Annotated in this window: 9 protein-coding genes; 4 read left to right on the forward strand and 5 right to left on the reverse strand. The window is 68.5% G+C overall.

Annotation, left to right across the window (positions count from 1 at the left end; translation table 11 throughout):
* Positions 1–184 precede the first annotated feature (184 nt).
* Positions 185–1,939, reverse strand: coding sequence for a glycoside hydrolase family 3 protein (locus ASF63_RS04945; RefSeq protein ID WP_056510321.1), 1,755 nt, complete (start codon positions 1,937–1,939; stop codon positions 185–187).
* A 2-nt stretch (positions 1,940–1,941) separates the two neighbouring features.
* Positions 1,942–3,240 carry an MFS transporter gene (locus ASF63_RS04950; protein WP_056510323.1) on the reverse strand — a complete coding sequence of 433 codons (1,299 nt, stop codon included), beginning with the start codon at positions 3,238–3,240 and terminating at the stop codon, positions 1,942–1,944.
* Between the two features lie 140 nt (positions 3,241–3,380).
* On the opposite strand from ASF63_RS04950, the gene ASF63_RS04955 reads away from it, so the two are divergent.
* Complete coding sequence (locus ASF63_RS04955) at positions 3,381–4,661, forward strand: TetR/AcrR family transcriptional regulator (protein ID WP_056510325.1); 1,281 nt, start codon at positions 3,381–3,383, stop codon at positions 4,659–4,661.
* Positions 4,662–4,674: 13 nt separating this feature from the next.
* Here the strand turns inward: ASF63_RS04955 and recQ are convergent, their stop codons facing one another.
* Positions 4,675–6,705, reverse strand: a complete 2,031-nt coding sequence (gene recQ, locus ASF63_RS04960; RefSeq protein ID WP_056510328.1) for a DNA helicase RecQ — start codon at positions 6,703–6,705, stop codon at positions 4,675–4,677.
* A gap of 91 nt (positions 6,706–6,796) precedes the next feature.
* Between recQ and ASF63_RS04965 the strand changes: the two genes are divergently transcribed.
* Complete coding sequence (locus ASF63_RS04965; RefSeq protein WP_056510330.1) at positions 6,797–7,114, forward strand: GNAT family N-acetyltransferase; 318 nt, start codon at positions 6,797–6,799, stop codon at positions 7,112–7,114.
* A 26-nt stretch (positions 7,115–7,140) separates the two neighbouring features.
* Here ASF63_RS04965 and ASF63_RS04970 read toward each other — a convergent pair whose 3' ends face one another.
* Complete coding sequence (locus ASF63_RS04970) at positions 7,141–7,518, reverse strand: hypothetical protein (protein ID WP_056510332.1); 378 nt, start codon at positions 7,516–7,518, stop codon at positions 7,141–7,143.
* A 64-nt stretch (positions 7,519–7,582) separates the two neighbouring features.
* Between ASF63_RS04970 and ASF63_RS04975 the strand changes: the two genes are divergently transcribed.
* Complete coding sequence (locus tag ASF63_RS04975) at positions 7,583–8,542, forward strand: pirin family protein (protein WP_056510334.1); 960 nt, start codon at positions 7,583–7,585, stop codon at positions 8,540–8,542.
* Positions 8,543–8,670: 128 nt separating this feature from the next.
* Here the strand turns inward: ASF63_RS04975 and ASF63_RS04980 are convergent, their stop codons facing one another.
* Entirely contained in the window at positions 8,671–11,727 is a 3,057-nt protein-coding gene (locus ASF63_RS04980) for a S8 family peptidase (RefSeq protein WP_082477842.1), read from the reverse strand.
* Between the two features lie 145 nt (positions 11,728–11,872).
* Here ASF63_RS04980 and ASF63_RS04985 point away from each other — a divergent pair, with 145 nt between their 5' ends.
* On the forward strand, positions 11,873–12,415 hold the full coding sequence (locus tag ASF63_RS04985) for an ECF transporter S component (RefSeq protein ID WP_056510338.1): 543 nt from the start codon (positions 11,873–11,875) through the stop codon (positions 12,413–12,415).
* The last annotated feature ends 15 nt before the right edge of the window (positions 12,416–12,430 follow it).

A 12,430-nucleotide genomic window follows, 5' to 3' on the forward strand; every position in this document is an offset into this window, starting at 1 on the left:
GCCAACGTCCAGACTTCGTTCCTGAATCGTCGTGTGCCGAGACATTTCGTCGACAGTTTGTGGAACCGTCCCACAGGCGTGTTCATCGGAGCGGTTCCGAAGGACGAATCGACCACCGCCCAGCACACGCGAAAACGCCCCGCAGGTCGATGCCTGCGGGGCGTTTCCGTGCGCGGTCGGGTCGCTAGAGCGTGAGGCCGTGCCCGAAACGGAAGAGCGGATCGGCGGTGTCGAACGGGACGTCGGGGCGTGAGGCTTCAACCGCCGCCATCGACCTCGGCAGGTCGAACGGCAGCGTGCCCTGCGCGCTCACGACGCCGCTCAGGACATCGAGCAGGGCAGCCGCGGAGACGCCCCAGTTGACCGTGACGGCTGCCACGGCATCGGTGATCGGCTGGAGGATCGGCGGACGATCCGCGAGCACGTCGACGACGGTCGGCACCGCGCGCGCCACCTCGCCCACGTGGGCGATCACGTCGTCTGCGAAGTCGAGCGAGCCCGCGTGGAAGAAGTTCTCGAACATGGTCTCCCGCTGCTCGAACGGCGCCTGCAGCCGGATGATCGCGAGATCGGCCTCCTCGGGAGTCGCGACGACTGTGCCGTAGGCCGCCGCGGCCTCGGCATCGATCCCCTCGACGTACAGCTTGAGCCCCCCGGCGAAGGGCAGCGATCCGTCGTTCGTCAGCACCGTGACGGATGCACGCTGAGCCGCTTCGCCGGCGGCGCGGAACTCCGCCCGTCCGACGATCTCGTCTGCGGCGTCCTCATCGACGTAGGGGTTCTCGAAGAGCCCCAGTTCGAACTTCTCGCGAAGGATGCGGCGGGCGGAGACGTCGAGACGCTCCTCCGACACGGAGCCGTCCGCGACGAGCTCGAGCAGCAGCTCGGGGCAGTCCTCGCCGCCGAACTGATCCGCGCCCGCATCGAGCACCTTGAGCATCCGCTCGCGCGGCGTCAGGTCTTCGACGCCCCACGCCCGTGCAGGGAAGGGCTGGCCGAAGATCTCGGAGTCGTTGATCAGCCCCCAGTCGGTGCACACCAGGCCGTCGAAGCCGTAGCGCTCACGGAGCAGCCCGGTGATGACGGACCTGTTGAAGCCGAATCCGACCTCCTCGTACTCGGTGCCGACGGGCATGCCGTAGTACGGCATCATCTGCCGCGTGCCCGCCTCGAGGGCATCCTCGAACGGCTTGAGGTGCAGCTCGAACTGGCCACCCGGGTACACCTGCTCGCGACCGTACGGGAAGTGCGGATCTTCGCCGTCCTTCTGCGGGCCACCCCCGGGGAAGTGCTTCGTCATGGTCGAGACGGAGCCCGGCCCGAAGGTCTCGCCCTGGAAACCGCGAATATATGCCGCCCCGAGAATACCCGAGAGCTCGGCGTCCTCTCCGAAGGTCGCGGTCTGGCGAGCCCAGCGCGATTCGGTGGCCAGATCGACCTGTGGATGCAGCGCGACGCGCAGCCCCACAGCCGTATATTCCTGACGCGCGATATCCGCGAAGCGCTCGACCAGCTCGGGGTCGCGCGTAGCAGCGAGCCCCAGCGTCTCGGGCCACTGCGAGAAGGGGCCCGCGAGGATCGATGCACCCGGGTTCTCGCTGAACGAGTGGCGAGGATCGGTCGACAGCGTCACCGGGATTCCGAGCCGAGTGTCTGCTGCGAGACGCTGCAGGGCGTTCTGCCACGCGGCGATCTCGCGTCCGGTCGGTGCCGCACCCAGCAGGTTGAAGTGCGTCATGTTCTTGACGTGCACGAACTCGCGCGCGCTCGGGGTCGCGAAGACCGGGTTCGCCTCATCGAGGTCGCCGATCGCGATCATCGTGTGGAAGAACAGCCCCGCCTTCTCCTCGATGCTCATCTCGTCGAGAAGCAGCTGCACACGGTCGTCAACGGGAAGGCTCGTGTCGAGCCAGGGTCGGGCGGTGGTCACGTCTGTCATGGTCACTTGACTCCCTTGATGCGGTAGACGAGGACGGCGCCGGCGAGTGCGACGAGCGCACCGAACAGGTACCAGGTGGTGTACCCGCCGAGTGGCGTGGCAGCACCCAGGGCGATGATGCTCGGAGCGATCGCGGGGGCGATCGACTGCGGGAGGGCGTTGGCGATGTTGAGCACGCCGAGGTCCTTCGCCACGTCGTCAGGGTTGGGCAGCACCTCGGTGGCGAGGGCGAGATCGACGGACAGGAACGACCCGGCGCCGAGGCCGATGATGGCCTGAGCGACGATGACGACAGCGATCGACGGCGCGAGGGCGAGGATCACGAGCCCGACGACCATGATCACTCCGGCGATCGCGACGAACGGGCGACGCTTGCCGATCTTGTCCGACAGGAAGCCGCCGAGCGGGGCGGAGATCGCCATGGCGGCCATCGACGCGAGGTTCGCGATGAGGATCGTGCCGACGGCGCCCTGCTCGTCCAGCTCGAACTTGTTGACGAGGTAGAGCGGCAGGAAGGTCGCGATACCGGCGTAGCCGAACATCACGAAGAACTTGGTCAACCACGTCCAGCCGAAGTCGGGGTGCTTGCGGGGGTTGAAGACGAACGAGCCGAAGAACGTACCCACCGTGAAGCGCGTGGCCGGCTTCTCGGTGAGGCGGCGGTCCTTGAGCGTCAGCACGAACACGACGACAAGGATCAGGGCGATCGCACCGGGCACGAAGAAGCGCTCGAAGTCACCGGGCAGGAAGTTCACGATGAAGCTTCCGGCGAGGATGCCGATGGGCGTCGTGATGCCGATGACGCCCGAGACCTTGCCACGGCTGGTGACGGGGACCTGGTCGGGCAGAGTCGCGTTGGCGGCGGCGAGCACCGCGTTCATCGATGCCTGCACGAGGCACCAGGCCAGCATGACCACGAGCACCGAGGTGGCCATTCCGATGATCGCGAACCCTCCGAGCCCGACGATCGCGCCGCCCAGGATCCACGGGCGACGCATGCCCCACTTGGAGGTGGTGCGGTCGGAGAGGCGTCCGACCAGCGGGTTCGCGATGAGGGCGAAGGCGGCGCCGACACCCATCACGAGGCCGAGACTGCCCTCGGTGTTCACCGGGTCGAGGCGCTGGATCTTGAACGCCATCGACACCATCACCGGGGTGAGCAGCGCCAGGTAGACGCCGAAGTTCACGGCGGCGAGTCCGGGGGTGTAGCCGCGCGGGGTCTTGAGAGGCGTGGTGCCGGGGGTTTTGAAGCCGGTCGTTCCGACGGCCGCCGCAGTGGCGGCCGATGACAGCTCTGTCATGGGGGGGTCCTTTCGGGCAAAGGGTGCGCCGGTCCTCCGCGACTCGGCGTCGAGAGATGACGATACACGAATCTCGACCGTTTGGTAAGTGAATATCGACCGATTGGTAATGAGAGAGAATGGGAGGGAAGGGGGCGGCGATGACGACTGCGGCGACAGGCTCCCGTCAGGCGCGCGCGGCCGAAACCCGACGGCGGATCGTGGACGCCGCCCGCGAGCTCTTCGTCTCGAACGGCTACCGCTCGACGTCTCTGCGTGACATCGCGGCGGCAGCCTCGGTCAGCCACCCCGGCCTCCTCGGCCACTTCGCGTCGAAGGACGACCTGCTCGCAGAGGTGGTGGCCGGGTTCGAGGACGACAACGAGAAGGCCTTCGACCTGATCGCCGCGGCATCCGAGCCGGGTGGCCTGATCTTCGCCGATGTCGCACGCCGCAATGCCCGCACACCGGGCTACCTCGAGCTCTTCGCCGCGCTCACGGGCGAGGCCTCCGCGCCCGAGCACCCCGCCCACGAGCGGATGCGCAAGCGCTACGCCCGGCTGCGGGCGCTGAGCTCCGACGTCCTCGAGGATGCGGCGCTGCACGGCACCATCGAGTCCGACCGCGACGTGTCGGATGAGACCACCCGGCACATAGCCGGTTGGGACGGCCTCCAGCTGATCTCGCAGTACCTCCCCGATCGCGTCGATGTCGTGCAGATGCTCGAGGAACGCGAGTCTCTCTGGGCACTCCCCGTCGGCTGGCGCGATGCCGATCAGCCCTCCCCTGCCGCAGACGCAGCCGGGCCCCTGCCCGCGCTCGACGCCACGGCGGTCGAAGGCGCGCCCGAGATCGACCCGGGCTACGCCGTCGGCCGACGGCGCAGAGCACAGATCCTCGCGGACGCGATGCGGCTCTTCTCCCGCACCGGCTACGGCGACACGAGCCTGCGCGACATCGCCGCGGCCGTCGGGGTGTCGAAATCGACGCTGCTGCACCACTACGCCTCGAAGGAGCTGCTGCTCAGCGCCGTGCTCTCGGAGCGCGACCGGTCGATCCAGGAGCGCACAGCAGCGCATCGCGCAGAGCGAGCCGCCGACGTGCTGCGCGCGATCCACGACGGTGCCCGAGTGAACGCCCTCGACGAGCCCGGACTGATAGAGGTCTACGCAGTGCTCTCGTGCGAGGCTGTGCCGGCCGCGCACCCCGCCCACGACTACTTCACCGAGCGGTTCCGCCGGGTGATCGATCACTTCGCCGAGCTGTTCCGACTCGCGCAGGTCGACGGAGATCTTCCGGATCATCGTGACCCCGAGCACGAGGCCGTCTGGCTGCTCGCACTGTGGGATGGGCTGCAGTACCAGTGGCTCTACGACCGCGATGCCGTCGACGTCGCGGCTCACCTGCGCGCGCATCTCGAGGACGTGCTTCCTCGGGTGTGAGCGTCGCGCGCGATCAGGCGGAGGCGATGACCGCCAGCACGCCTTCGCCGTAGCCGTCGCGCTTCTTGGCGCCGATTCCGGTGATGCCGTCGAGTTCGGCGAGCGAGGCCGGGCGGTGCTCGGCGAGCGCGCGCAGCGTCGCGTCGCCGAAGACCATGTATGCCGGCTTGCCCTCCTCCCGAGCCGTCTCGGCGCGCCACGCGCGGAGCGCCTCGAAGAGTCCGCGGTCGGCCGCATCCAGAGCATCCGCCGCACTCGCCTTGCGAGCCCGCGGGGTGGATGCCGGTCGGCCGATCGTGTCCTTGCGCAGCGGCACGGGCGTCTCGCCCTTCAGCACGCCGGCCGACTGCTCGCCCGGGGCGAGCGTGCCGTAGTCTCCCTGCGCCACGATGATGCCGCGGGCGAGCAGCTGCCGGACGACGCTGCGCCAGTCCTGATCCGAGAGGTCTGCGCCGATGCCGTAGGTCGCGACCTTCTCGTGCCCCTGCTGCCGGATGCGCTCGGTCGAGGCTCCCCGGAGGATGTCGATCAGGTGTCCGGCGCCGAACGACTGGTTGCGCTCACGCTTGAGCCGCACGATCGTCGAGAGCAGCTTCTGCGCGGGGATGAGCCCGTCGAAGGTCTCGGTGGTCTCCAGGCACGTGTCGCAGTTGCCGCAGGGCTGGGACTCCTGGCCGAAGTAGCCGAGCAGGTTCTGCCTGCGGCACTCGACCGTCTCGCACAGGGCGAGCATCGCGTCGAGGTGCTGCCCGAGGCGCATCTTGAACGTGCGGTCACCAGGGCTCTGGTCGATCATGCGGCGCTGCTGCACCACGTCGCCCAGGCCGTAGGCCATCCAGGCGATCGACGGTTCGCCGTCTCGACCCGCGCGCCCGGTCTCCTGGTAGTACCCCTCGACGGACTTGGGAAGGTCGATATGGGCGACGAACCGCACGTCGGGCTTGTCGATGCCCATGCCGAAGGCGATCGTCGCGACCATGACGACGCCGTCTTCGCGGAGGAAGCGCGACTGGTTCTTCGCCCGCACCTCGGCGGGGAGACCCGCGTGGTACGGCAGGGCGTCGAAGCCCTGCGCCGCGAGATAGGTCGCCGTCTGCTCGACGGACTTGCGACTCAGCGCATAGACGATTCCCACCGAGCCCTCGGGCTGCGCACGGATGAAGGCGACGAGCTGTTTGCGCGGATCGACCTTGGGCACGATGCGGTACTGGATGTTGGGGCGGTCGAAGCTCGCCACATAGTGCTTGGCGTCGCCGAGGCGCAGTCGCTCGGTGAGCTCCTTGTGCGTCGCGCGGGTTGCGGTGGCCGTGAGCGCCATGCGCGGCACCCCGGGGAACCGCTCGCCGAGGTCGCCGAGTGCGAGGTAGTCGGGTCGGAAGTCGTGACCCCACTGCGACACGCAGTGCGCCTCGTCGATCGCGATGACGCTGAGGGTTCCCCGCTGCAGCAGAGCCGTCGTCTGCGGCGACGACAGCCGCTCGGGGGCGACGTAGATGAGATCGAGCTCGCCCGCGACATACGCCCGCTCGACTTCGCGGCGCTCGTCGATCGACTGCGTGGAGTTGAGATACGCCGCACTGACGCCGTTTGCCCGCAGGGCGTCGACCTGGTCGTGCATGAGGGCGATCAGCGGGCTGACCACGAGCCCCGTGCCCTCGCGGACGAGTGCCGGCACCTGGTACGTGACGCTCTTGCCACCACCGGTCGGCATGAGCACGACGGCATCGCCGCCGCCGATCACGTGCTCGACGATCGCCGCCTGGTCGCCGCGGAACTCGTCGTATCCGAAGACCGTGTGCAGCGCCTCACCCGCGCTCGGGTAGCGGCTGGGCGCAGCGCGTCGAGCCGGCGCGGCGAATGCCGTCGTCGTCTGTCCCACCGGCGTGACCGGTCCTGGCCCCCAATCGAGCGGCGGCTCGTAGCCTGCACCCTGCGGCACCCAGTCCATGGGCTCCGGCGGCTCCGAGGGTTCCCACTCGGCGCCGTCCCACGGCTCGTCTGCGTACGGCAGATCCTCGTACGGGTCACGGGGAGTCTGCGGCATCCCTCCAGCGTAACGACCCCCGCCGACCTCGGCCCGCCCGTCCACAACTCAGCGGGCGTAGGTTGGACGCAGACACCCGAAGGAGCGCTCGATGACCGATATCACCGTCACCCGCAACGACGACGAGTCCCGCTATGAGATCCGCACGGATGGCGCGCTCGCGGGCTACGCCGAGTTCCAGCTGCGGCCCGGGGCGATCCGCTTCATCCACACCGAGCTCGACCCCGCCTTCCAGGGTCAGGGCCTCGCGAGCATCCTCGCAGAGCGGGCGCTGACGGATGCCGCGGCATCCGGCGACGCGATCGTGCCGCTCTGCCCGTACATCGCGAAGTACCTCACGACCCATGAGATCGCAGGAGCCGAGATCCGGTGGCCGAAGCGGCCGGGCACCGCGCCGACCGAGGCCTGAGCACCGGGCCCGATCGTCCTCGACTGCTACTGCATGCAGGTGCCGTTGTAGTAGTCGAAGAGCGCCTCGCCCGCCGCCTTGACGTCGTCGTCGTACGCGGTGATCATCGCCGTGACGTCATCGGTGATGGACTCCGACGCCACCGTCAGGTATCCCTTCCACGTCTCGAGGTCGTCGGCGAGCTCGGGCGTCGGCTCGACCTTCTCCATGAGCGCGAGCCGCGCCGTCACGTCTCCCTCGGTGTTCATCCCGGGGATCAGCGGCGAGAAGGCGGCCGCCGACGTCTGGGTGTCATCGATCAGCGGGCCGCAGAAGCCGGCGTCTCCACCGGTGGCGCATCCGGACAGCAGCACCGCCGATGCGCCGAGGGCGAGCAGGATAATGGGAGAGCGTCGAGCGTTCATCCGCCGAGCCTATGAGTCCGCTCGCGCGACCGTGCGCAGACGCACCCCAGCGAAGGAGAATCGGATGACCGAGATCGCGAGCGGATCCGCCCACGGCGCCGCACCGACGATCGGCGAACGCCGACTCGTGCTCGAGCCGCGAGAGGTTCCGCTCGGCGGAGTGCGGGGGATGAACGTGCTGCGCGTGCTCCCCCATCGCAACCTGCCGACGATCGGCGCCTGGTGCTTCCTCGACCGCTTCGGACCGGCGGACACCAGGATGCGCGTCGAGCCGCACCCGCACATCGGGTTGCAGACGGTCACCTGGCCGCTCGTCGGCGAGATCCGTCACCGGGATTCGCTCGGCAGCGACGCCGACCTCCGTCGGGGCCAGTTGAACCTGATGACCGCCGGCAATGGCATCTCGCACTCGGAGTACTCGATCGGCGATGACCCGATCCCGCTCGACGCCCTGCAGTTCTGGGTCGTGCTCCCCGACGGTGCACGTCAGGGGGCCGGCGGTTTCGAACGGCACACAGATCTCCCGACTGTCGCCCTCTCGGCCCACCGGGGTGCGGATGCCGCGGCCACCGTCGTGCTCGGCGAGTTCGCCGGCACGACCTCGCCGGCGACCGTGCACACCCCGATCGTCGGCGCCGAGATCGTGATCCCCGCCGGCGCCCACGTGCGACTGCCTCTGCGGGAGGACTGGGAGCACGCGATCATGCTCGTCGAGGGCGACGTCTCGGTCGCAGAACATGAGATGACGCAGAACGACATGCTCTACCTCGGCGATTCGAGGGAGGGCATCGAGGTCGCCAGCACCCAGGGCGCACTGGTCTTCCTGATCGGCGGCGAGCCGTTCGACGACGAGATCGTCATGTGGTGGAACTTCGCCGGCCGCACGCACGAGGAGATCGTCGAGGCGCGCACCGAGTGGGAGGCGGCCTCCGCCCGGTTCGGAATCGTCGAGGGGCACGACGTGCGCATCCCCGCTCCGCCCCTGCCCGACGTGCGCCTGATGCCACGGGGCCGGAGGATCTGATCCGCCCATCCCCGGTCGTTGAGCGAGGACGACGGAGTCGACCGAGACGAAACGCGGTGAGCTGATCCTGCATGCCCACCGCGTTTCGTCTCGCTGCTCGCTCAACGACCCGAGCGGCGCGTAGACCGCTACTGCGCGTCGACCGTGACGATCGTCCGCACATCCGACTCGCCGTACTGCACGAGTCCCAGGTAGCGGGTGCCGGCGGTCAGGCCGGTCCAGCTGAGCTCGTAGCTCGTCGCCTGACCGCGAACAGCGTCGATCGGGTTCGGGGTCGCGGTCAGCGATCCCTCGCCTGCGGGCTGCACGTTGGCGTAGGTCATGTCCCACGTCATCGGCGCCGACGTCGAGTACACGTTGGCGACGACCAGATACGTGCCGGCCGTCGGAGCCGCCAGCGTCACCTGCTCGTCAGCCGACCCCGTCGCCGACTGCCAGCGCTCGTAGTAGCGCAGGTCGTCGGCGCTCACGACCCGATAGACCGTCAGGTCGAGGTCGCTGCCGGTGTCATCAGACGAGTCGAGGTCGAAGCGCGAGAGCGTCGTGCCCTCCGGCACGTCGACGATCCACGACACGTCCTTGTTCGCGTCTCCCGATGCCTCGTCACCCGAGTGGCCGACGACGCGTCCGTCCGGGTCCTCCAGCAGCGAGAACGGCGTGAGACCCGACAGGGCGAGAGCGAGTGCTCCGTCGACGCCGGGAGTGATGTCGACCGTGGTCGATCCGTCGACTCCTGTGCCCTCGACCTCGGCAGGGGCATCCGCCGTGACCGGGAACACCGCGATCGGCGACCTCACCGTGTTCTTCTTGCTCGTCCAGGTGAGCGATCCGGTCGCCCACTGCTCGACCGGTGCGCTCTGGTTGTCGAACGTGACCGTGTAGGTCGCCGTCTGGCCCGGCTTGTCGAAGGTCAGCGTCGACGGCTGCACCGTCACGGCGACGCCGGGCAGATCGACGGATGCCGTGAACGTGCCCTTCTCGGTCGCGGTGACCGTGCGGGTGACGGTCTGCGCACTCGCCAGCGATCCGATCGAGAACGATGCGACGTTCAAGTCGCTGCCGTCGATCGGCTCGACGCCGTCGAACTCCGCCAGGCCCTTGCCCTCGAGGAACGCCGCCCAGTCGGGCACGTCGTTCAGGTAGAGCAGGCCAGGGCTGAAGTAGCGCTTCGGATCGACCTGACCGGCACCCTGCTGGAACGGATCCTTGTTCGCAGAGCCGTCGGCGTTCACGGTGTCGTACGCGGTCGTCATCATCGCGGACTTGATCTCGGCGGGCTTCGCGTTCGGGCGCTCACCGAGGTAGAGCGCGGCGAGGGCGGCGATGTGGGGCGAGGCCATCGACGTACCCGACAGGATGCCGAAGGTCGGTGCTTCGCCCGGAGCGTTCTGCGTCGCCGCGAGGATCGCCACACCGGGGGCCGCGATGTCCGGCTTCATGATGTCACTGCCGTCGGCGAGCATCGGTCCGCGACTCGAGAATCCGGCGATCTGCGGCACCGGCGTCACGACACCGGTGGTGTTCTCGCCCACGAGCGTGATCGGACGGTCGGTGCCGCCCTGCACGTAGGCCAGCACCGCGGCGCGGTGCACCGAGGCGAGGTGCACGGTCGGAACGGCGTGGAAGTCGTTGTCGAGCGAGTCCGCGCCACCGGGCACGTTCACGAGCACGACGCCCATGCCGCCGGCATCCTTCACGACCTGCGACTTCTCGGCGCGGGCGTTGCCGCCGCGGTCGCAGACCACGATGTGGCCGGTGACCTTGGCCGGATCGATGCTGCCCGGAAGGCACAGCGCCGCGTCGGCGGCCGCCTGACCGGCGGCGGGTACGTCACCGGCGTAGATCGAGGGACCCGTGACGGTGGTGCCGAACGGCACGCTCACCGATGCGCCGGCCTGGGCGAAGCCGTCGAACTGCACGGTGCCCTCCCAGGTCGGGATCGTGGATGCCGCGACCGTCGTGTACCAGGGTGAGGCGTGGTCGGCGGTGACGGAGTCGGGTCCGTCGTTGCCGGCGCTGGTGGCGACGAAGACGCCGGCCGCTGCCGCGTTGAAGAACGCGATGTCCTCGGGGGCGAGCACGGTGGAGGCCGCACCGCCGCCGATCGAGTAGTTGATCACGTCGACGCCGTCGGCCACCGCCTGGTCGATCGCGGCGATCAGGTCGCTGCCCGCACAGATGTCGTCGGTCGTGACGGCCTCGTCGGGACCGACGTAGCAGGCCTTGTAGGCCGCGACCTTGGCACCGGGCGCGACGCCCGAGACCTTGCCGAAGTCGACGTCCTCGATCGAGGCCTTCACGCCGAAGTTGCCGGCCGCGGTGCTCGCGGTGTGCGAACCGTGACCGTCGCCGTCGCGCGGCGAGAGGTAGTCGTACTGGAAGTCGAAGCCTGCCGCTTCCGCGCCGGTGTAGAAGTACTGGGCTCCGATCAGCTTCGACGAGTAGTCGCCCTTGTCCCACTCCTGGGCCTCGACCATCGTGCCCCGGAACTGACCGCCGTCCGACTTGTCGAAGTAGACGAAGGTGCCGTCGGTGTAGGGCTGGCCGCCCTTGTGGCGCTTGTCGTTCTTCGGCTGCTTCTTGAGCTTCTTGCCCTCGAACGACGGATGCTCGGGAGCGATGCCGGTGTCGATGACACCGACGACGACGCCCTCGCCGGCCTTGTCGACCCCGCCGGTCTGCTGCCAGACTCCGCCGCGACCCTTCTTGTCGTCACCGAGCCCGAGAAAGTCCGTCGATGTCTGCGCGTCAGGGTGTCGGATGAAGTCGGGGTAGACGCCGTAGACGTCCTTCGAGGCACGGAGCTTGTCGACCTGCTCGCCCGAGAGCTCGGCGCTGAAGCCGTTGAGCACCACCTGATACGTGTTCTCGGGAGTGACGCCTGCCTCTTGGGCGACCGTCTGCTGCTCGGTCTCGAGATGCTGCACATAGCGCTGCGAGTCCTGCGACTGCGTCTCGAGTTGCTCGCCCTCGGCGGGCTTCGTGGCTTTGAGTCCGTTGACGTCGCCGGTGTAGCTGGCCAGAGGATCGGACTTGAGCACGACGATGTAGTGCCCGGGCGTGCCTTCGACCGGAGTGGGGTGTGTCACCTCCTCCGTGCCTGCGTAGCCTGCGGTTGCCGTCGATGCGATGAACAGCGTTGCCAAGGTGGTGGCCGCTGCCATCCGGAGGGGTGTTCGACCCATGTGCTTCTCCCGATGATCTTCGTGCGACTGCGTTGCCGCACCGCCGCTCAAGCTACGCCGGGCTTCCGTCTACACACCAGAGTCAGGGATTTTTCCTGGCCGAACGGCCAGCCGACTCGCCAATGGTCGACAGTAGGCTGGAGGAGTGGCATCCTCCCCCGTCCTGACGACCCGCGTGCTGCTGGTCTGCGCCGCGATCGGCGTCGCCACGGGCATGCTCGGGGGGATCGCCGGCCTCATCACTCCCGGTGTGATCCTGCTCACGCCTTATCTGTACGGACTCGTTCTCGGATCGCACGTCCTACCCGGGATCATCGCGCAGGAGGTGCTGCGCCGACCGCTCGTGGCACTCGTCACGCACGTCATCGCCGCTCTCATCTCGAGCGCGTTCAATCCGGCCTGGACACTGCGATTCATCGGCACCGCGCTGCTGTTCGGGGCGATCCAGGAGGGCATCGCCGCGCTCACCCGCTACCGCTCCTGGGGCCCTTGGCGCTTCTTCATCTCAGCCGGCGTGATCGGCCTGATCGTGGCCGTCGTCGTCTTCTTCGCGGTCGACCTGGCGACGTTCGCACCGTGGGTGCAGATCGCCTATCTCCTGATCGCCGTGCTCGGACCCATCGCCTGGACAGCCGTGGGGCTGGCGATCGGCAGCGCCCTGAGCCGTGCGGGCGTTGCCCGCCGTTGACGCCGATCACCCGGA

It is taken from the genome of Microbacterium sp. Leaf320, assembly GCF_001423485.1.
Lineage (GTDB): Bacteria > Actinomycetota > Actinomycetes > Actinomycetales > Microbacteriaceae > Microbacterium.

Excerpts from the sequence above, each read along its gene's own strand:
- ASF63_RS04945 (WP_056510321.1), bottom strand. The coding sequence starts at position 1,939 with ATGACAGACGTGACCACCGCCCGACCCTGGCTCGACACGAGCCTTCCC.
- ASF63_RS04950 (WP_056510323.1), bottom strand. The coding sequence starts at position 3,240 with ATGACAGAGCTGTCATCGGCCGCCACTGCGGCGGCCGTCGGAACGACC.
- ASF63_RS04955 (WP_056510325.1), top strand. The coding sequence starts at position 3,381 with ATGACGACTGCGGCGACAGGCTCCCGTCAGGCGCGCGCGGCCGAAACC.
- recQ (WP_056510328.1), bottom strand. The coding sequence starts at position 6,705 with ATGCCGCAGACTCCCCGTGACCCGTACGAGGATCTGCCGTACGCAGAC.
- ASF63_RS04965 (WP_056510330.1), top strand. The coding sequence starts at position 6,797 with ATGACCGATATCACCGTCACCCGCAACGACGACGAGTCCCGCTATGAG.
- ASF63_RS04970 (WP_056510332.1), bottom strand. The coding sequence starts at position 7,518 with ATGAACGCTCGACGCTCTCCCATTATCCTGCTCGCCCTCGGCGCATCG.
- ASF63_RS04975 (WP_056510334.1), top strand. The coding sequence starts at position 7,583 with ATGACCGAGATCGCGAGCGGATCCGCCCACGGCGCCGCACCGACGATC.
- ASF63_RS04980 (WP_082477842.1), bottom strand. The coding sequence starts at position 11,727 with ATGGGTCGAACACCCCTCCGGATGGCAGCGGCCACCACCTTGGCAACG.